The 18,972-nt window shown below is 68.2% G+C and carries 16 protein-coding genes; 11 read left to right on the forward strand and 5 right to left on the reverse strand.

Annotation, left to right across the window (positions count from 1 at the left end):
• Positions 1-78: 78 nt before the first annotated feature.
• Positions 79-2,487 carry an ATP-dependent DNA helicase RecG gene (gene recG, locus AB4851_RS32470; protein ID WP_414450319.1) on the reverse strand — a complete coding sequence of 803 codons (2,409 nt, stop codon included), beginning with the start codon at positions 2,485-2,487 and terminating at the stop codon, positions 79-81.
• A 149-nt stretch (positions 2,488-2,636) separates the two neighbouring features.
• Between recG and queA the strand changes: the two genes are divergently transcribed.
• Together queA and tgt are read left to right on the forward strand one after the other, a co-directional pair.
• Positions 2,637-3,689 carry a tRNA preQ1(34) S-adenosylmethionine ribosyltransferase-isomerase QueA gene (gene queA, locus AB4851_RS32475; protein WP_414450320.1) on the forward strand — a complete coding sequence of 351 codons (1,053 nt, stop codon included), beginning with the start codon at positions 2,637-2,639 and terminating at the stop codon, positions 3,687-3,689.
• Positions 3,690-3,784: 95 nt separating this feature from the next.
• On the forward strand, positions 3,785-4,975 hold the full coding sequence (gene tgt, locus AB4851_RS32480; protein ID WP_414443966.1) for a tRNA guanosine(34) transglycosylase Tgt: 1,191 nt from the start codon (positions 3,785-3,787) through the stop codon (positions 4,973-4,975).
• A 155-nt stretch (positions 4,976-5,130) separates the two neighbouring features.
• Here tgt and AB4851_RS32485 read toward each other — a convergent pair whose 3' ends face one another.
• Positions 5,131-5,262: a hypothetical protein gene (locus AB4851_RS32485; protein WP_414450321.1), complete on the reverse strand. Its 132-nt coding sequence runs from the start codon at positions 5,260-5,262 to the stop codon at positions 5,131-5,133.
• Here AB4851_RS32485 and yajC point away from each other — a divergent pair.
• The 3 genes from yajC to secF all read left to right on the forward strand — a co-directional run bounded on the left by yajC (position 5,252) and on the right by secF (position 8,699).
• Positions 5,252-5,578 carry a preprotein translocase subunit YajC gene (gene yajC / locus AB4851_RS32490; RefSeq protein ID WP_414443965.1) on the forward strand — a complete coding sequence of 109 codons (327 nt, stop codon included), beginning with the start codon at positions 5,252-5,254 and terminating at the stop codon, positions 5,576-5,578. The two genes, AB4851_RS32485 and yajC, sit on opposite strands and share 11 nt — an antisense overlap.
• Before the next feature lie 108 nt (positions 5,579-5,686).
• Complete coding sequence (secD, locus tag AB4851_RS32495; RefSeq protein WP_414450322.1) at positions 5,687-7,732, forward strand: protein translocase subunit SecD; 2,046 nt, start codon at positions 5,687-5,689, stop codon at positions 7,730-7,732.
• Between the two features lie 16 nt (positions 7,733-7,748).
• A complete protein-coding gene (gene secF, locus AB4851_RS32500) occupies positions 7,749-8,699 on the forward strand; it encodes a protein translocase subunit SecF (protein WP_414450323.1) in 951 nt (316 codons plus the stop codon).
• A gap of 330 nt (positions 8,700-9,029) precedes the next feature.
• Here secF and AB4851_RS32505 read toward each other — a convergent pair whose 3' ends face one another.
• The 3 genes from AB4851_RS32505 to AB4851_RS32515 all read right to left on the reverse strand — a co-directional run bounded on the left by AB4851_RS32505 (position 9,030) and on the right by AB4851_RS32515 (position 10,812).
• Positions 9,030-9,608: a YceI family protein gene (locus AB4851_RS32505; RefSeq protein ID WP_414443962.1), complete on the reverse strand. Its 579-nt coding sequence runs from the start codon at positions 9,606-9,608 to the stop codon at positions 9,030-9,032.
• 69 nt (positions 9,609-9,677) lie between these two features.
• The gene (locus AB4851_RS32510; protein ID WP_414443961.1) at positions 9,678-10,238 is read right to left on the reverse strand and encodes a YceI family protein; all 561 of its coding nucleotides are present in this window, start codon (positions 10,236-10,238) and stop codon (positions 9,678-9,680) included.
• Positions 10,239-10,251: 13 nt separating this feature from the next.
• Complete coding sequence (locus AB4851_RS32515) at positions 10,252-10,812, reverse strand: cytochrome b (RefSeq protein WP_414443960.1); 561 nt, start codon at positions 10,810-10,812, stop codon at positions 10,252-10,254.
• 276 nt (positions 10,813-11,088) lie between these two features.
• Here AB4851_RS32515 and AB4851_RS32520 point away from each other — a divergent pair, with 276 nt between their 5' ends.
• The 6 genes from AB4851_RS32520 to AB4851_RS32545 all read left to right on the forward strand — a co-directional run bounded on the left by AB4851_RS32520 (position 11,089) and on the right by AB4851_RS32545 (position 18,819).
• Complete coding sequence (locus AB4851_RS32520) at positions 11,089-11,760, forward strand: paraquat-inducible protein A (RefSeq protein ID WP_414451999.1); 672 nt, start codon at positions 11,089-11,091, stop codon at positions 11,758-11,760.
• Entirely contained in the window at positions 11,757-12,398 is a 642-nt protein-coding gene (locus tag AB4851_RS32525) for a paraquat-inducible protein A (protein WP_414450324.1), read from the forward strand. The genes AB4851_RS32520 and AB4851_RS32525 overlap by 4 nt, the downstream gene beginning before the upstream one ends.
• Positions 12,391-14,040 (forward strand): intermembrane transport protein PqiB, encoded by a 1,650-nt coding sequence (locus AB4851_RS32530; RefSeq protein WP_414450325.1) that lies wholly within the window; start codon positions 12,391-12,393, stop codon positions 14,038-14,040. Before AB4851_RS32525 ends, AB4851_RS32530 begins: the two co-directional genes overlap by 8 nt.
• Positions 14,037-14,747 (forward strand): membrane integrity-associated transporter subunit PqiC, encoded by a 711-nt coding sequence (locus tag AB4851_RS32535; RefSeq protein ID WP_414450326.1) that lies wholly within the window; start codon positions 14,037-14,039, stop codon positions 14,745-14,747. The genes AB4851_RS32530 and AB4851_RS32535 overlap by 4 nt, the downstream gene beginning before the upstream one ends.
• A gap of 338 nt (positions 14,748-15,085) precedes the next feature.
• On the forward strand, positions 15,086-17,233 hold the full coding sequence (locus tag AB4851_RS32540) for a site-specific recombinase (protein ID WP_414450327.1): 2,148 nt from the start codon (positions 15,086-15,088) through the stop codon (positions 17,231-17,233).
• Positions 17,234-17,520: 287 nt separating this feature from the next.
• Positions 17,521-18,819: a THUMP domain-containing class I SAM-dependent RNA methyltransferase gene (locus AB4851_RS32545; RefSeq protein ID WP_414450328.1), complete on the forward strand. Its 1,299-nt coding sequence runs from the start codon at positions 17,521-17,523 to the stop codon at positions 18,817-18,819.
• Positions 18,820-18,972: the final 153 nt, after the last annotated feature.

Here is an 18,972-nt window from a genome sequence, read left to right on the forward strand (position 1 = left end):
CACGCCCCATTTAATGCCGGCGGGAAACGAAGCCGGCCAGCCTGGTTCGGCGCATACCGGGAGGATTTCAGGTGAACGTCAGGCCTTCAGGAATTGCTCGCGGGCGCCGAGCCAGCGCGCGAGATGCTGCGTGACGACATCGGGATAATGCGCGATCAGTGCAGCCGCCGCTTCGCGTGCCGGGTCGATCAGCCAACCGTCGAGTTCCAGGTCGGCGAAGCGCAGCATGGCCGCGCCCGATTGCCGCGCCCCGAGGAATTCGCCGGGGCCGCGAATTTCGAGATCGCGGCGGGCGATCTCGAAGCCGTCGTTGGTTTCGCGCATGGTCTTGAGCCGCGCGCGGCCGGCGATCGACAGCGGGCCACTGTACATCAGCACGCAGGCCGACGCCGCCGTGCCGCGCCCGACCCGGCCGCGCAACTGGTGCAATTGCGCCAGGCCGAAACGCTCGGCGTGCTCGATCACCATCAGCGATGCATTCGGCACATCCACCCCCACTTCGATCACCGTGGTCGCCACCAGCAACTGCACCTCGTTACGCGAGAACGCCTCCATCACGGTGGCCTTCTCCAGCGGCGACAACCTGCCATGCACCAGCCCGACGTTGATGCCGGGCAGCGCCGCCGCGAGCGTCTCGTAGGTCTCGACGGCCGTCTGCAACTGCAGCGTCTCGCTCTCCTCGATCAGCGGGCAGACCCAGTACACCTGCCGCCCGCCGAGCGCCGCGTCGCTCACGCGGCCGATCACCTCCGCCCGGCGCGCGTCGGCCACCAGCTTGGTGACGATCGGCGTGCGGCCGGGCGGCAACTCGTCGATGGTCGACACTTCGAGATCGGCGTAATAGGTCATCGCCAGCGTGCGCGGGATCGGCGTGGCCGACATCATCAACTGATGCGGCTGGAAGCCGGCCGGGCCGCCGGCCTTGGCGCGCAAAGCAAGCCGCTGCGCCACGCCGAAGCGGTGCTGTTCGTCGACGATCACGAGGCCGAGCCGCTTGAATTCGACGGTGTCCTGGATGATCGCGTGGGTGCCGATCACGAGCTGCGCGGTGCCGAGCGCCGCCGCCTCGATCGCCGAACGCTTCTCCTTCGCCTTCAGGCTGCCGGCCAGCCATGCCACCGTCACGCCGAGCGGTTCGAGCCAGCCACGCAGCTTGCGCGCGTGCTGCTCGGCCAGGATTTCGGTCGGCGCCATCAGCGCGGCCTGGTAGCCGGCGTCGATCGCCTGCGCGGCGGCCAGCGCCGCGACCACCGTCTTGCCGCTGCCGACGTCGCCCTGCAGCAGCCGCGACATCGGGTGCGGCATGGTCAGATCGGTGGCGATTTCGTCGACCACGCGCGTTTGCGCCTGCGTCAGCGAGAACGGCAGCGCCGCCAGCAAGCGCGCGACCAGCGAACCGGCATCGGCGGAGGTGCTGCGCGGCATGGCGGGCGCCGCGCGCGTGCGGCGCTCCTCGTGGGCGCGCTTGAGCGACAACTGCTGCGCGAGCAGTTCGTCGAACTTGATGCGGGTCCAGGCCGGATGCGTGCCGTCGATCAGCGCCGTTTCGTCCGATTCGACGCCGGGGTGATGCAACTGGCGCACCGCCTCGGCCAGCGCCGGCACGCCGAGCGGCCGCAGGTACGCGGCCTCGACGTCGGGCGGCAGCAGCTCGGGCAGCGGCGTGCGCGTGAGCGCGTTGTCGATCGCCTTGCGCAGGTAGGCCTGCGACACCCCGGCCGTGCTCGGATAGACCGGCGTGAGCACCTGCAGCAGCGGCGTGTCCTCGTCGACCACGCGCACCGCTGGATGCACGATCTCCAGCCCGAAGAAGCCGCCGCGGATGTCGCCGCGCACGCGCAGCCGCTGGCCGACCGCCATCTGCTTGACCTGCGAGCCGTAGAAATTGAGGAAGCGCAGCACCAGCTCGTCGCCGTCGTCGTCGCGCAGGCGCACCAGCAACTGGCGGCGCGGCCGGAACGCGACCTCGTTGTCGTACACCACGCCTTCGGTCTGCGCGATCTCGCCGGGCAGCAGTTCGCGGATCGGCGTCAGCGTGGTTTCATCCTCATAACGCATCGGCAGATGCAGCACGAGATCGATCGAGCGCGTGAGGCCGAGCTTGGCGAGCTTGTCGGCGGTCTTGACGAGCTTCGGCGCGGCCTTGGCGGCCTTGGCGCCCTTGGCGGGTTTGCCGTCCGCGGCGTTGCCCGTATCGCCGGGTTCGCCCGCATCGCCATCGGCCGGCACGGCCTTCTTGCGCCCGCGCCGGGCCGGCGGTGATGCGGCGTCGCCATTGGCGGATGGGCCGATTTCCTCGGTTTCGCCGGCCTCGGCGCGCCCCATGTCGGCCGCCGCGACGGCCGGTGCGGCGAGCCGCCCGTCGGCGCCGCGCCGTGGCGTGCGGGCGCGCGGCGCGGGCTGCGCCTCGTCGTGCGTGGGCGGATTGCCGGAATCGGCATCGGCGGCGGCATCGACGGAAACGGAGCGGCGGGCGGGTACAGGCATCGGATCGGGATTTCGCAAGGGACAAGCAAGTACAATAACGGCTTTGACGTCGCCCGACCGGGCGGTGCCCGCGAGCCGCGCGACCCCGCCATCATAGCGGCTCGCGTCGGCGATGACGCGGCTCTCGCGCCGCTTCGCCCCCATTTCTCATGTTCAAGCTTTCCGATTTCGATTTCGATCTGCCGCCCGAGCTGATCGCGCAAACGGCGCTCGCCGAGCGCAGCGCGAGCCGCCTGCTCGAGGTGGACGGCAGCGCCAGCCCGGCGCGCCTCACCGACCGCCGCTTCACCGAGCTGCCCGACTGCATCGGCGCGGGCGACCTGCTCGTGTTCAACGACACCAAGGTGCTGAAGGCCCGCTTCTTCGGCCAGAAGGCCAGCGGCGGCCGCATCGAGGTGCTGGTCGAGCGCATCACCGGCCCGCGCACGGCGCTGGCGCAGATCCGCGCCAGCAAGAGCCCCGTGACCGGCACCACGCTGCGGCTGGCCGAGGCGTTCGACGTCACCGTCGGCGAGCGCGTCGAGCCGTTCTTCACGCTGCACTTCCCCGAGGATTGCCTGACGCTGATCGAGCAGCACGGCCGCCTGCCGCTGCCGCCGTATATCGAGCACGATCCCGACGCGACCGACGAAACGCGTTACCAGACCGTGTTCGCCAGCAACCCGGGCGCGGTCGCCGCGCCCACCGCCGGCCTGCATTTCGACGACGCGCTGCTCGCCACGCTGCGCGCGCGCGGCGTGGAAACCGCCACGCTCACGCTGCACGTGGGCGCGGGCACGTTCCAGCCGGTGCGCGTCGACGCTATCGCCGAGCACAAGATGCACAGCGAGTGGTACGAACTGACCGACGCGCTGGTCGCGCAGATCGCCGCCACGCGTGCACGCGGCGGCCGCGTGATCGCGGTCGGCACCACCTCGATGCGCGCGCTCGAAGCGGCCGCGCGCGACGCCGAAGCCGCGGGCCGCCCGCTCGCGGCCACCCGCGCCGAAACCGACATCTTCATCACGCCCGGCTACCGCTTCCGCGTGGTGGACCGGCTCGTGACGAATTTCCACCTGCCGAAGTCGACGCTGCTGATGCTGGTGTCGGCGTTCGCGGGCGTCGAGACGATCCGCGAGGTGTACCGCCACGCGATCGCCGAGCGTTACCGCTTCTTCAGCTACGGCGACGCGATGCTGCTGACGCGCCGCGAGCCCGAATAAGCCTGCCTTTCCTCATGAAAATTCGCCGTGGCGCATTCCGCCGCGGCGCCGCTAACGCGCGCCGAACTGTTCTTCGGTAGCCAAGGAGTCCCGCGATGACCGATCGCCAACCGGAACCCGTGCAATCGCACGTCCCGCCCGAGAACGGGCTCGAATTCGAACTGCTCGCCACCGACGGCCACGCCCGCCGCGGCCGCGTCACGCTGAACCACGGCGTGGTCGAGACGCCGATCTTCATGCCGGTGGGCACCTACGGCACCGTGAAGGCGGTGCAGCCGCGCGAGCTGCACGAGATGCACGCGCAGATCATCCTCGGCAACACGTTCCACCTGTGGCTGCGCCCGGGCCTGGAAACGATCGCCGCGCACGGCGGCCTGCACCGCTTCATGGGCTGGAACAAGCCGATCCTGACCGATTCGGGCGGCTTCCAGGTGTTCTCGCTGGGCGATCTGCGCAAGATCACCGAGGACGGCGTAACGTTCGCGTCGCCGATCAACGGCGACAAGCTGTTCCTGTCGCCGGAAGTGTCGATGCAGATCCAGAAGGTGCTGAATTCGGACGTCGTCATGCAGTTCGACGAATGCACGCCGTACGCCACCGACAACGTGCCGACCACCCACAAGGAAGCGGCCGAATCGATGCGCATGTCGATGCGCTGGGCCAAGCGCTCGCTGAACGAATTCAATGCGCTCGGCAACCCGAACGCGCTGTTCGGCATCGTGCAGGGCGGCATGTTCGAGGATCTGCGCGACGAATCGCTGGCCGGCCTGGCCGAGCTCGATTTCCACGGCTATGCGATCGGCGGGCTGTCGGTCGGCGAGCCGAAGGAAGACATGATGCGCGTGCTGCGGCACACCGGCCCGAAGCTGCCGGCGCACAAGCCGCATTACCTGATGGGCGTGGGCACGCCGGAAGATCTCGTGGAGGGCGTGGCGAACGGCATCGACATGTTCGACTGCGTGATGCCCACCCGCAATGCGCGCAACGGCTGGCTGTTCACGCGCTTCGGCGACGTGAAGATCCGCAACGCCACCCACAAGCATTCGCTGAAGCCGCTCGACGAAAGCTGCACGTGCTACACCTGCCGAAATTTCACGCGCGGCTACCTGCACCACCTGCACCGCGTCGGCGAAATCCTCGGCGCGCAGTTGAACACGATCCACAACCTGCATTACTACCTGACGCTGATGAGCGAGATTCGCGAAGCGATCGAAACCGGCACGTTCGACGCGTTTCGCGCCCGTTTCGCGGCCGATCGGGCGCGCGGCGTCGAGCAGCGCGAGTAGCGCCGGCAGGGGCGCCGGGGCGGCCGCGCGGCCCGAAATGCGTCGCGCGCGGCGTTCGTCACACCGGTGTCGAACGCCGCGGCGATCCTTCGGGATTGCATTTTTCGCACGCATCGCCCGACCGGCACATTACAATCGCCTTTCGCAAAACACGCTCACGCGCCCTGATTCAGCTTAATTGCTTGATCCGAAAGCGCATTTGCTGTGATGTCGCGGTTTTCGCCGGTGGTAGAATACCCGGCTATTTTTCTGATTTTCCCCAACGGAGAGACCAAGGTGTCGTTCATTTCCAATGCATTCGCGCAGGGTACCGGCGGTGGCGCCGAATCGAGCCTGATGAGCTTTCTGCCGCTCGTCCTGATGTTCGCGGTGCTCTACTTCATCATGATTCGTCCGCAGATGAAGCGACAGAAAGAGCATCGCAACATGCTCTCGGCCATGGCCAAGGGCGACGAGGTCGTGACGAACGGCGGCCTGGTCGGCAAGGTCACGAAGGTCGGCGAAGCCTATGTCGGCGTCGAAGTGTCGGAAGGCACCGAGATCACGGTGCAGAAGTCGGCCGTGACGACGATCCTGCCGAAGGGCACGATCAAGTCGCTGTAAGAGGTACCCCGAGCGTCCGGCATCCGGGCCGGCCCGCGTCATGAAGCGCGGGCGGCACGGCGGCCGGACGCGACGCTTTTCAAGCCAACTTTCCCGTTCGGCCCCCTCATGAATCGTTACCCAATCTGGAAATATGTCGTGATGGTCGTCGCGCTCGCGATCGGCCTTCTGTACACATTGCCCAACTTCTACGGCGAAGCGCCGGCGGTGCAGGTGTCGAGCGGCAAGGCCACGGTCAAGATCGACACGGGCACGCTGTCCGATGTGCAGACCGCCCTCGCGGGCGCAAAGATCACGCCGGACGACATCACCTTCGACAATTCGGCGAGCAACGCGAACATCCGCGTGCGCCTGAAGGACACCGACACCCAGCTTCGCGTCAAGGATCTCTTGCAGACGGCGCTCAACAGCGACCCGAGCGATCCGCAGTACGTCGTCGCCCTGAACCTGCAAAGCGCCTCGCCGCGCTGGCTGACCGCCCTGCACGCGCTGCCGATGTACCTCGGCCTCGATCTGCGCGGCGGCGTGCACTTCCTGTTGCAGGTGGACATGAACGGCGCGCTGACCAAGAAGCTCGATTCGGATGCCACCGACGCGCGCACGCAATTGCGCGACAAGGGCGTGCGCGACGGCGGCGTGAACCGCGTCGACCTGTCGGTCGTGGCGAATTTCGCCGACCAGGACACCGCCGAACAGGCGCGTCGCCTGCTGACGGGTTCGATCACCGAACTGCAATGGGCCACCCAGCCGGGCGGCGGCGGTTACCAGGTGGTCGGCACGTTCTCGCCGGCCGTGCAGGCCGCGGTGGAAGACGCCGCGCTCAAGCAGAACCTGACCACGCTCCACAACCGCGTCAACGAACTCGGCGTGTCCGAGCCGATCCTCCAGCAGCAAGGCAAGGATCGCATCGTGGTCGAGCTGCCGGGCGTGCAGGACACGGCCAAGGCGAAGGACATCATCGGCCGCACGGCCACGCTCGAAGCGCGCCTCGCCGATCCGGTCAACCTCCATCCGAACCCCACCGACCCGGTGCCGCCGGGCGACGAGCTGTTCACGCAAGGCGCGCAGGCGCCGGTGCTGCTGCGCAAGCAGGTGATCTTCACCGGCGACCGCATCATCGACGCGTCGGCCGGCTTCGACGATCACCAGCGCCCGTCCGTCAACATCCGCCTCGACGCCGCCGGTGGCCGCTCGGTGCGCGACGTGTCGCGCGAGAACATCGGCAAGCCGATGGCGATGGTGCTGTTCGAGAAGGGCAAGGGCGAGGTGCTGACGGTCGCGACGATCCAGTCCGAACTCGGCGACCGCTTCCAGATCACCGGCCAGCCCACCTCGCAGGCCGCCACCGACCTCGCGCTGCTGCTGCGCGCCGGTTCGCTGGCCGCGCCGATGGACATCATCGAGGAACGCACGATCGGCCCGAGCCTCGGCGCCGACAACATCCGCATGGGCGTGCACTCGGTGGTGTGGGGCTTCGTCGCGATCGCGGTGTTCATGGTGCTGTACTACATGCTGTTCGGCGTGGTGTCGGTGATCGGCCTGTCGCTGAACCTGCTGCTGCTGGTGGCTGCGCTGTCGATGATGCAGGCCACGCTCACGCTGCCCGGCATCGCCGCCATCGCGCTCGCGCTCGGCATGGCGATCGACTCGAACGTGCTGATCAACGAGCGGATTCGCGAGGAACTGCGCGGCGGTGCGGCGCCTCAAGTGGCGATCCAGCAAGGCTACGCGCACGCCTGGGCGACCATTCTCGACTCGAACGTGACCACCCTGATCGCCGGTCTGGCACTGCTCGCGTTCGGTTCCGGCCCGGTCCGCGCGTTCGCGATCGTGCACTGTATCGGCATCCTGACCTCGATGTTCTCGGCCGTGTTCTTCTCGCGCGGCCTCGTGAACCTCTGGTACGGCGGCCGCAAGAAGCTCAAGTCGGTAGCGATCGGCCAGGTCTGGAAGGCGCCGGCCGCCGAAGCCGCCGGCCTGCCGATCCTCGAGCAGGACGCCGACACCGACACGGCCAAGGCCGTCGCCGGGTCGTCGGCCAAGGCCTCGAAGCAAGGCGCCAAGCAGGGTGCTGCGCGCGGCAATGCCAAGCCGGTGGCGCGTCGCCGCACCGGCCCCGGCGTGCCGCCGAAGACGCCCGGCTCCTCCAACTAAGCGCCGGAGAACGTACATGGAATTTTTCCGCATCCGTAAAGACATCCCGTTCATGCGGCACGCGTTGATCTTCAACGTGGTTTCGCTCGTGACGTTCCTGGCCGCCGTGTTCTTCCTCGTGCATCGCGGCCTGCACCTGTCGGTCGAATTCACCGGCGGCACGGTGCTCGAAGTGCAGTACCAGCAAGCCGCCGAACTCGAACCGGTGCGCGCCACGCTCGGCAAGCTCGGCTACAGCGACGCGCAGGTGCAGAGCTTCGGCACCTCGCGCAACGTGCTGATCCGCCTCGCGCTGAAGTCGGGCCTGACCTCGGCGCAGCAGAGCGATCAGGTGATGGCGGGCCTGAAGGCGCAGAACCCCGACGTGCAGTTGCAGCGCGTGGAGTTCGTCGGCCCGCAGGTCGGCAAGGAACTCGCCACCGACGGCCTGCTCGCGCTGGCCTGCGTGGTGATCGGCATCGTGATCTACCTGTCGTTCCGTTTCGAGTGGAAATACGCGGTGGCGGGCATCATCGCCAACCTGCACGACGTGGTGATCATTCTCGGCTTCTTCGCGTTCTTCCAGTGGGAGTTCTCGTTGTCGGTGCTGGCCGCCGTGCTCGCGGTGCTCGGCTACTCGGTCAACGAATCGGTGGTGATTTTCGACCGGATCCGCGAGACGTTCCGCCGCGAACGCAAGATGACCGTGCAGGAAGTGATCAACCACGCCATCACCAGCACGATGTCGCGCACGATCATCACCCACACGTCGACCGAAATGATGGTGCTGTCGATGTTCTTCTTCGGCGGCCCGACGCTGCATTACTTCGCGCTGGCGCTGACGGTCGGCATCATGTTCGGCATCTACTCGTCGGTGTTCGTGGCCGGCTCGCTGGCCATGTGGCTCGGCATCCGCCGCGAGGATCTGATCCGCGACAAGAAGAGTGCGCACGATCCGGGCGACCCGAACGCGGGCGCACAGGTCTGATCCTCACCGTGCTCGCGCTGCATGAAAAAACCGGCCGCCCTGGCCGGTTTTTTTCGTCTGCGCGCGGTGGGCGAACGTCCGGGTTCAGGCGTCCGCCCTCGCCTGCTCCCAGTCGAGGCCGAAGCGCGCCGGGTATTTGCGCAGGCGGCGCGCGTCGTTCGGCTGCCGCGACGGGGAATGGATTCCGCTCGCACAGCGCTTTTGCACAGGCGCCTGGGGACAAGCGCTGTGAGTCGGCCATCTTCATGCGCCTGTGCGCTCGCCACAAAACAAAAACCGCCGCACCCGTTCCCGGATTGCGGCGGTTTTTTCTGCAGGAAACCGAAACGCTTACTGCGCCACGCCTTCCGCCGTGATCAGCAGCTTCGTCTGCATCTTGAAGCCGTAGGCCTTGCCGTAGTCGAGGCCGAATTCGTCGCGGTTGAACACGCCGACGGCGTCCACGCCGCACACTTCGCGCTTGAGCATCGGGTGCTGCATGCACTTGAACGAATCGATCTTCAGGGTCAGCGGCTTGGTCACGCCGTGCATCGTCAGCGTGCCGACGGCGGCCACCGGCTTGTCGCCCTTGAACTTCAGGTCGCCCTTGAACGTCGCGTCCGGGTACTGGGCGGCGTCGAAGAACTCGGCCGTCTGGACGTGCTCGTCGAGCTTGGCGCTGCCGGTGTGGATCGAGGCGATCTTGGTCGTGACTTCAACCGAGCCCGTCTTGGCTTCCTTGTCGATCGTGACCGTGCCGCTCGACGTGTCGAACTTGCCGCGCCAGACCGACAGGCCGCCGAAGTGGTCGGTCTCGAAGCTCGGGTACGTGTGGCTCGGGTCGAGCTGGTACGTCACCGGTGCGGCCATCGCCGGGATCGACAGCGCTGCGGCGAGTGCGCCCGCAGCCATCATCAGGGTCTTGTTCAATTCATTCTCCTAACTAACGTTGAACGGACGCCACAGCGAGTTGCGGCTTCCGGATGCGATTCGCCGGCCTTACTTGGCGGCGACGAGATGAAACTTGATCTGCACTTCGTCGGCCACGATCGAGGTGTCCTTCCACTCGCCCGTGCCGATCTCGAACGTCGAGCGCTTGATCGGCAGCACGCCGTCGAACACGCGCGTGTTGCCGCTGTCGGCGATGGTGACCGGCACCGTGACGGCCTCGGTCTTGCCCTTGATCGTCAGCTTGCCGGCGACGTTGTACTTGTTGCCGCCCGCGGGCGCGATCGACGACGACACGAAGCTCGCCTGCGGGAAGCCCTTCGCGTCGAACCATTCCTTGCCGGCCACCTGGTCGTTGTACATCTTGTCGCCGAGGTCGAAGCTGGCGATGTCGATCGTGACCTGCGCACTGCCTTGCGCGGCGTGGGCCGGATCGAACTTCAGGTTCGCGCTGAATTTCTTGAACACGCCTTCGGTCGGCACGTTCATCTGCTTCGAGACGGCCGACACCTTGCTCTTGGCGACGTCGACCTGCGCGAGCGCGCTGCCCGACACGGCGAGCGCGGCGGCGGCCACGGCCGCCAGCACGGTGCGATGGAACGAGATCTTCATGGCTTTCCTTTTGTTATTTGAGGAACGGGAGCATGCGGGCCAGCACGCCGTCGCGATCGACGATCTGGTGCTTCAGCGCGCCCAATACGTGCAGCGCAACAATCGCGAGCAGCGTGTAGTTCAGCGTGATGTGGAGCGTCTTCAGCGTTTCCTTGAGCACCGGATCGGGATCGATCAGGCGCGGCAGCGGGATCAGGCCGAGATAGACGACCGGGATGTTCGAGGCCGAGCTGTACAGGTAGCCGGTGATCGGGATCGCCAGCATCAGCACGTAGAGCAGCCCGTGCACCGCGTGCGCCACGCCCGTGACCAGCTTCGAGGTGCCGGCCGGCAACGGCGGCGCGGCATGCGTGGCGCGCCACAGCACGCGGATCACGGCCAGCGCGAACACGGTCACGCCGATCCACTTGTGCCACGAGAAATACTTGAGCTTGGTGGGCGTGAAGCCGGGGATGTCGGTCATCACCCAACCGAGCGCGAAACCGCAGACGATCAGCAGGGCGATCAGCCAGTGCAGCGCGATCGCGGTGCGCGTGTAGGCGGCCGGCCGGTTCAGCGTGAGGGACGATGCCATGTGTCGGAGCCCAGGGAATGACGGTGGAGCGTCGCCTGCCTCGGCGGCAGATTCGACGGATTCAAGGCCGCCATCCTAACCCAACAATCTGGCGCCCGATGCAACTGAAAACTGGCAAACCAGTCAGAATCGGGCAGGGTGTCGCCAACCCGGCGTAATGCGCCGTTACGTTCCCGTAACCGGGCCTTGACACCGGGAAAATGCCCTTTTGGTAAGATTGGCGCGGCTTCCCGCCTGCCCCCGCGTCCTCGCAATGCCGCGCAACCGGCTTCCAATATGGAAACAAACGACCTGATTGCCTGTCACGAGTGCGACGCACTGTTGCACAAAACGCAGCTTAGCGGCAAAGAAGCGGCCCGCTGCCCACGCTGCGACGCCCTGCTCTACCGCGCTACGGCGAGCCATCTCGAACGCATCTGCGCGTTGACGCTGACCGCGCTGATCACCTTCGTGATCGCTCAGACCTTTCCCATCCTCGAAATGGACGTCAACGGCATGCGCGTCCAGACCACCCTGGTCGGCGCGCTCGGCGCGCTGTGGGACCAGGGCATGCAGGTGGTGGCGGTGATCGTATTCTGCTCGACGCTGCTGTTCCCGCTGATCGAAATGTCCGCGCTGCTCTACGTGCTGTTCGCGCTGCGCGCGGGCACCGTGCCGCCGGCCTTCAACGCCGTGATGCGGGCAATCCACCTGGTGCGTCCGTGGGGGATGATCGAGGTGTTCATGCTCGGCATCCTCGTGACGATCGTGAAGATGGTCAGCCTCGCCCGCGTGGTGCCGGAGGCCGCGCTGTTCGCGTTCGGCGCGCTGACGCTGATGCTGGCCGTGGTGGTGATGTTCGATCCGCACACGTTGTGGGACATCGCCGACGAGATCCGCGCTCGCCGCCAGGCGAAAGGCCGCGCCGGCCCGCATGAACACGCTCACGCCGGAGTGCCGCGCCAATGAAGATCACCACCGCCGCCAGCCGGGGCATGGCGAGCTGCCACACCTGCGGCCACGTGCAGAAGCTCGAGCGCCCCGCTGCGCATCCGCCCGAGCCGTGCGCGCGCTGCGGCACCGCGCTGCATCTGCGCACGCCCGACAGCGTGATGCGCACCTGGGCGCTGCTGATCGCGGCCGCGATCCTGTATATTCCCGCGAACCTGTTGCCGATCATGCGCACGGCCTCGATCGTCGGCTCGCAGGAAGACACCATCATGAGCGGGGTCGTCTATTTCTGGACCTCGGGCGACTGGCCGCTGGCGCTGGTGGTGTTCGTCGCCAGCATCCTAGTGCCGATGCTCAAGCTCGGCGCACTGACCATCCTCGTCATCACGGCGCAGCGCCGTTCGAGCTGGCGGCCGATACAGCGCACCCGGTTGTACCGGATCGTCGAGCGGATCGGCCGCTGGTCGATGCTCGACATCTTCGTCGTCACGCTGACGGTCGCGCTCGTCCACTTCCGCTCGCTCGCCGAGATCACCGCCGGCCCCGGCGCGATCGCGTTCGGCTCGGTGGTGATCCTCACCATGCTCGCCTCGATGCAGTTCGACCCGCGCCTGATCTGGGACTACGTCGTCACCTCTGGAAAACACCATGAATAGTCCGCAAGGCCCGCAACACGACCCGAACGAGGCGCCCTCCACGCCCCCCAACCCGCTCGACCTGCCGGACGCCGTCGTCGCGCGCCGCACCGGCTGGCTGCCGTCGCTGGTGTGGCTGGTGCCGCTGGTCGCCGCGCTGATCGGCATCGGGCTGGTGGTCAAATCGGTATTCGACCGCGGCCCCGAGGTCACCATCAGCTTCCGCAACGCGGAAGGGCTGGAGCCGGGCAAGACCCAGGTGAAATACAAGGACGTCGAGATCGGCACGGTCAAGACCATCAAGCTCTCGAAGGATTTCTCGCACGTGCTCGTCAACGTGCAGCTCAAGAAGGAAGCCGAGGATTTCGCCGTCAAGGGCACGCGCTTCTGGGTGGTGCGGCCGCGCGTTGGCGTGAGCGGCGTGTCGGGCCTCGGCACGCTGCTGTCGGGCGCCTACATCGGCGTGGATGCGGGCCGCTCGCCCGATTCGCAGACCGATTTCACCGGCCTCGAAACGCCGCCGCCCGTCACGGGCGACGAAAAAGGCAGTTCCTATGTGCTGCACGGCGATTCGCTCGGCTCGGTCGACATCGGCTCGCCCGTCTATTACCGGCGCGTGCAGGTCGGCCAGGTGGTGGGCTTCTCGCTCGACAAGGACGGCACGGGCGTGACCTTCAACGTGTTCGTCAATGCGCCGTACGACCAGTACGTCGGCTCGAACTCGCGCTGGTGGCAGGCAAGCGGCGTGGACCTGCGCCTCGATTCGAGCGGCTTCAAGCTCAACACGCAGTCGCTCGCGACGGTGATTCTCGGCGGCCTCGCGTTCCAGTCGCCGCCGAACCAGACGGCCGGCAGCACGGTGCGCAACGGCGCGACGTTCCGGCTCGGCTCGGACGAAGCCGATGCGATGCGCGATCCGGACGGCCAGCCGGTGGCGGTGGTGATGAACTTCAACCAGTCGCTGCGCGGGCTGTCGGTGGGCGCGCCGGTCGATTTCCGCGGCATCGTGCTCGGCAACGTCACGAACATCGCGATCGACTACGACCCGAAGGCCAAGAACTTCATGATGCCGGTCACCATGAACATCTATCCGGAGCGGCTCGGCAAGACCTTCCGCGAACTGGTGGCCAAGCAGGGCGAGGCGGGCCAGCGCGAGATCCTGACGCGCCTGGTCGAGCACGGGCTGCGCGGCCAGTTGCGCACCGGCAACCTGCTGACCAGCCAGCTCTACGTGGCGCTCGACTTCTTCCCGAAGGCCGCGCCGGCCAAGGTCGACCTGAACCGCAAGCCGGTGGAACTGCCGACCGTGCCGAACACGCTCGACGAGCTGCAACTGCAGGTGGCCGACATCGCCAAGAAGCTCGACAAGATCCCGTTCGACCAGATCGGCAACAACCTCAACGACGCGCTCAAGCACGCCGACACGCTGTTCCAGCAGCTCGACACGCAGGTCGCGCCGCAGGCGCGCGACACGCTGTCGGCGGCCAAGCAGACGTTCACGACGGCCGAGGCCACGCTGCAGCAGGATTCGCCGCTGCAATCGGACGTGCGCGGCGCGCTGAAGGAGCTGACGCGCACGCTGCAATCGCTGAACAACCTCGCCGACTACATGGAGCGCCATCCCGAATCGCTGCTCCGCGGCAAACCCGGAGACCAGAAATGAGCGCATCCACGCCCCGTCCGACTCGCCGCGCCGCGCGCGCCGGCCTGAAGGCGCTGGCCGCCCTGGCCGCCGCCACCGGCGTCGCGCTGGCCACCGGCTGCGCCTCGCCGAGCGCGCACTTCTACACGTTGTCGGGCGACGCCGGCAAGCTGAGCGCCGGCCGCGCGATGCCGGCCAATCCGGCGTTTCTGATCCAGGTGCCGGCCGTCAACGTGCCCGAGCAGGTCGCCAAGCCGCAGCTCGTCGTGCAGCGCGGCGACGCGCACGTGGACGTGCTCGAGGAACACCGCTGGGCCTCGACGCCGGCCGACGAAATTCGTCGCGCGCTGTCGGGTGCGCTGACGCGCCGCCTCGACACCATCGACGTGGCCGATTCGGCCGTGCCGCCGGGCGTGCCGGTGTATCGCGTCAGCGTGGATGTGCAGCGTTTCGAATCCTGGCCCGACAGCAAGGCCGCGATCGACGCCGTGTGGAGCGTGCGTTCGTTGAGCACGCAATCGGTGATGACCTGCCGCACCGCGCTGGTCGAGCCGGTCGGCGCGGGCTATGACGCGCTGGTGGGCGGCCACCGCAAGGCGATCGGCGAGCTGGCCGGGCGCATCGCGGTGGGCGTGCGCGCGATGGCGGCCGCGCCGGCGCCGGCTGCGTCGAAGAGCGGGGGGGTGAATCCGGTGGCGGTGCGGTGCCCGGTGGAAGCGGGGGGGTGACGCTGCTTCCCGGCGGATTCGGAAATCGGGCCGCTCGGCCCGCTGCGCCGTTCTCCGCCCGCCGCACCTCACGCCACTGCATCAATTTGACAATCCTTGTCATCCCCCGCCCATCCGCCGGGCCGATAATTCGCCAACGCGGTGGCCGCCCCATCGCCCACCGCACGCATTTCTGACCGATTGACGCGCCCGGGCCGCACACGGCAAGCTCCTCACGGCGCGCCGCCCGCCGCACCACGCTCCGGAAGCCACCGCCGCCGCCCATCCGGCGCGGTATGTGCCGCCCCTCCGTCCGACCGACCCGCGCCGCCACCCGCGGCGCCTGACCGTCCGCTGCCATGTTCCGTTCCCTTGCCACGCTCCTGAAGAAATGGCGCGCCTCGCGCAGCGCCAGCCAGCAACTCGACGCGCTGCTCGCCTCCGCCGATGCCGCTGCGCCCTACGCCGAGCGCAGCGAATGGCTGATCGAACTCACGCACTGGCTGCGCCGCGAAGGCGGCGTGCAGCAGCCGGCCGAGGCCGAATCGCCGGCCCGCCCCGCCGAAACCGGCGACGACGACGCGCCCCGCCGCTTTGCCTCGCACGCGCGGCTGCGCTACGTGCTGCACGTGCTCGACCGCAACCCGGCCTGGAAAACCCACGTCGCGCGCATGCTGCGCGCGCTGCTGCGCGAAAGCGACGGCATCTCGCTGCTCTGCGACGCCGGCATGCCCGTGCATTCGGGCTTCTTCGGCGCGCTGTTCGAACGCATCGACGCGTCGCTGGTGCCGCCCGCGCCGAACCGCCGCGAGCTGGCCGCGCTGTTCACGCTGATGTTTCCCGCGCCCGGCGACGCGGCATCGATCGAGGCGCTGCCGGCCGATCTGCTCGCGCGCCTGCAGGCGTTGTTCGCCCATGACATCTCCGACACCGAACGCCACCAGCCCGGCTCGTTCTCGCGCGACCTGCTGGCCGCGCTGCACAACCTGACGCTGCAGATCAGCTCGACCGGGCTGTCGCACACCGTGCGCAGCCGCCTGTCCGACGACGACGCGCGCAAGCCGGCCGAGGCGCAGCCGTTCTACCGGCTCACGCGCGCGATGCTGGCCGTGGAAGCCGCGCAGGACGACACCGGCCACGCCGAGCCGGCCCGGCTGCTGCACGAGGTCAACTACCTGCGCGTGCTGCTCGACGAATGCCGCCAATCGGCCGACGACGTGTCCGCGCATCTCTATCGCAACGGCGTGTCGGTCGACATCGTGTTCCAGGTCGAGCGCATGCGCATGCGAATCCAGCGCGCCGAGGCGCTGCTCGACGCCTGGATGGCGCGCAGCGACCCGCGCAGCCTCGCGCGCCTGACCGCCGCGCTGATCGACGCGAACCAGAACAGCCAGAGCGTCTCGCACCTGGTGCGCAGCAACTTCTCGCTGTTCGCGCGCAAGCTGGTGGAAACCAACGCCGACACCGGCGAGCACTACATCACGCGCGGCCGCGCCGACTATCTGAAGATGATGCGGATGGCGGCCGGAGGCGGGCTGGTGACGGTGGCCACCGTCTGCGTGAAGTTCTGGATCACCGGCGCGCACCTGCAATCGATGGTCGAGGGCGTGCTGGCCGGCATCAACTACGCGGCCAGCTTCACGCTGATGCACTTCCTGCATTTCACGCTGGCCACCAAACAGCCGGCGATGACCGCGCCGACGCTCGCCCGCGAACTCGACGACATCGGCCACGAGGAAGGCGTGCGGCGCTTCGTGGCGTCGGTGGTGGCACTGATCCGCACGCAGGCGGCCGCGATCTCCGGCAACGTGCTGGCGGTGTTGCCGGTCTGCCTGGCCGTGCAGCTCGGCGCGCACGCCTGGCTGCATGCCGACGTGATCTCCGTCGAGAAAGCGCACGCCACGCTGCGCTCGTTCTCGCTGCTCGGGCCGACGCCGTTCTATGCGGCGCTGACCGGCGTGCTGCTGTGGGCGTCGAGCCTGGTGGCGGGATGGGCCGACAACTGGTTCGTGCTGCATCGCGTCGCCGACGCGATCGCCTGGCACCGCCGCCTGCGCCTGACGCTCGGCGTGGCCGGCGCGGCGCGGCTGGCGCGCTTCTGCCGCAGCAACGTGGCCGGGGTGATCGGCAACGTCGGCCTCGGCATGATGCTCGGGCTGGTGCCGGCGATCGTCAGCGCGTTCGCGTTCGGCTTCGAGGTGCGCCACGTCACGCTGTCGGCCGGCTCGATCGGCGTGGCGCTCGGCGTGATCGGCGAGCGTGCGCTCGGCTCGGGCGAGCTGTGGTGGGCGATGGCCGGCGTGCTGTCGATGGCGGTGCTCAACGTGGCCGTGAGCTTCGCGCTGGCGTTCACGATGGCGGTGCGCTCGCGCGCGCTGCGGCCGACCAAGGTGCGCGCGCTGATCGCCGCGATCTGGCGCGCGGTGCGCGCGAACCCGGCCAGCCTGATCTGGCCGCAGGCCGCGCGCGGCCAGGATGACGGCGCGCCGGGTTCACGGCCGCACTGAGGGGCGGTGAGGCACGGCGGCGGCTTCGTGTTGCTCCGTGTTGCTCCGTGCTGCTCCGGCCTGCTCCGTGCTGCTCCGTGCTGCTCCGTGCTGCTCCGTGCTGCTCCGTGCTGCTCCGGCCTGCTCCGGGACACGCGGAGCGCCCTCGGCGACCCCGCAAGCCCCCCTCCTTGAACGATAGCGGCCCGACGGCGCGCACCCGCCCCGCCCGCCCTCATTCCGATTCGCCCCGGCGACAGCCCCCGGGCCGCGTACAATGACGGCTTTTGCACGCACCGCCCCGCCTAATGTCCTCTTCCGACTTCGATTTCTTCGCTCCCTGCCCCCGCGGGCTCGAGGCCGCCCTGGCCGCCGAGCTGGCCGAAATCGGCACCCGCCGCACCGGCGGCGCGCCGTTCGAGGTTGGCGCCCAGGTGCCGGGCGGTGTCCACTTCCGCGGCGGCTGGATGGCCGCAATGGCGGCGAACCTCTATTCGCGGATCGCCAGCCGCGTGCTGCTGAACATCGCCGACCGCCCGTACCGCAGCGAACAGGATGTCTACGCGCTCGCGCTCGAACAGGCCTGGGAGCGCTGGTTCGCGCCCACCCAGACGCTGCGCGTCGACATCACCGCGATCAAGTCGCCGCTCAAGAGCCTCGAATTCGCCACGCTGCGCGTCAAGGATGCGATCTGCGACCGCCTGCGCGAAAAAACCGGCTCGCGTCCGAGCATCGACACCGCGCTGCCCGACGTGCGCGTGTTCGCGTTCCTGACCGCCACGCACTGCACGCTGTATCTCGACACCTCGGGCGAGCCGCTGTTCAAGCGCGGCTGGCGGCTCGACAAGGGCGCCGCGCCGCTGCGCGAGAACCTCGCCGCCGGCATCCTGCGCCTGGCCAACTGGACGCCGGAAGTGCCGCTGTACGATCCGATGTGCGGCAGCGGCACGTTCCTCGCCGAAGCCGCACAGATCGCGCTCGACGTCGCACCGGGCGTCGAGCGCCGCTTCGGCTTCGAGAAGCTCAAGCAATACGACATCAGCGCGTGGCAAACGCTGAAGGTCGCCGCGATGGACGCCAAGCGCGCCGCACGCGGCCGCCGCGACGGGCTGCAGGTGTACGGCAGCGACATCTCGGGCGACATGCTCGACAAGGCGCGCGCCAACATCGAACGGGCCGGCGCGCCGGGCGTCTCGCTCAAGCAGGTCGATGCGCGCTTCATGGCGCCGCCGTGCGACGCGCCGGGCCTGATCATCGCGAACCCGCCGTACGGCGAGCGGATCGAGGTGCGCGGACGCAACGCGCGTGGCGAAGTGCGCGAGACGGGCCGCAACCGTGGCGCCGACGACGCGTTCCGCCGCACCCACACCGACGCGCCGCCCGACAACGAGTTCTTCATCGCGCTCGGCACCGCGCTCAAGCAGCGTTTCACGGGCTGGCAGGCGTTCCTGCTGACCTCCGACCGCTCGCTGCCGGGCCTGCTGCGCCTGCGCGAATCGGCCAAGACGCCGCTGTTCAACGGCGCGCTCGAATGCCGGCTGTTCCGCTTCGACATGATGGCGGGCAGCGTGCGCCGGCAGCCGGGCGAAGCCGGCACGGACGAATAAACCGGCACCGCGCGGCGCCCGCCGCGCATCGTGCGCCTCACCCGACAGGGCCGGATTTTCCGGCCCTGTCGCGTTTCCGGGGCACCCTTCATTTGCTGCGGCAGGTTGTTGCCGGCTGCTGACAACACGCTGTCAGCAGCCCCCCGCCACACT

This window comes from Burkholderia sp. 22PA0099 (genome assembly GCF_047497165.1).
In the GTDB taxonomy this organism is placed as follows: Bacteria; Pseudomonadota; Gammaproteobacteria; order Burkholderiales; family Burkholderiaceae; genus Burkholderia.

Excerpts from the sequence above, each read along its gene's own strand:
- AB4851_RS32525 (WP_414450324.1), top strand. The coding sequence starts at position 11,757 with ATGAAGATCACCACCGCCGCCAGCCGGGGCATGGCGAGCTGCCACACC.
- tgt (WP_414443966.1), top strand. The coding sequence starts at position 3,785 with ATGACCGATCGCCAACCGGAACCCGTGCAATCGCACGTCCCGCCCGAG.
- queA (WP_414450320.1), top strand. The coding sequence starts at position 2,637 with ATGTTCAAGCTTTCCGATTTCGATTTCGATCTGCCGCCCGAGCTGATC.
- secF (WP_414450323.1), top strand. The coding sequence starts at position 7,749 with ATGGAATTTTTCCGCATCCGTAAAGACATCCCGTTCATGCGGCACGCG.
- secD (WP_414450322.1), top strand. The coding sequence starts at position 5,687 with ATGAATCGTTACCCAATCTGGAAATATGTCGTGATGGTCGTCGCGCTC.
- AB4851_RS32510 (WP_414443961.1), bottom strand. The coding sequence starts at position 10,238 with ATGAAGATCTCGTTCCATCGCACCGTGCTGGCGGCCGTGGCCGCCGCC.
- AB4851_RS32545 (WP_414450328.1), top strand. The coding sequence starts at position 17,521 with ATGTCCTCTTCCGACTTCGATTTCTTCGCTCCCTGCCCCCGCGGGCTC.
- AB4851_RS32520 (WP_414451999.1), top strand. The coding sequence starts at position 11,089 with ATGGAAACAAACGACCTGATTGCCTGTCACGAGTGCGACGCACTGTTG.
- AB4851_RS32535 (WP_414450326.1), top strand. The coding sequence starts at position 14,037 with ATGAGCGCATCCACGCCCCGTCCGACTCGCCGCGCCGCGCGCGCCGGC.
- AB4851_RS32540 (WP_414450327.1), top strand. The coding sequence starts at position 15,086 with ATGTTCCGTTCCCTTGCCACGCTCCTGAAGAAATGGCGCGCCTCGCGC.
- recG (WP_414450319.1), bottom strand. The coding sequence starts at position 2,487 with ATGCCTGTACCCGCCCGCCGCTCCGTTTCCGTCGATGCCGCCGCCGAT.
- AB4851_RS32515 (WP_414443960.1), bottom strand. The coding sequence starts at position 10,812 with ATGGCATCGTCCCTCACGCTGAACCGGCCGGCCGCCTACACGCGCACC.
- AB4851_RS32530 (WP_414450325.1), top strand. The coding sequence starts at position 12,391 with ATGAATAGTCCGCAAGGCCCGCAACACGACCCGAACGAGGCGCCCTCC.
- AB4851_RS32485 (WP_414450321.1), bottom strand. The coding sequence starts at position 5,262 with ATGAACGACACCTTGGTCTCTCCGTTGGGGAAAATCAGAAAAATAGCC.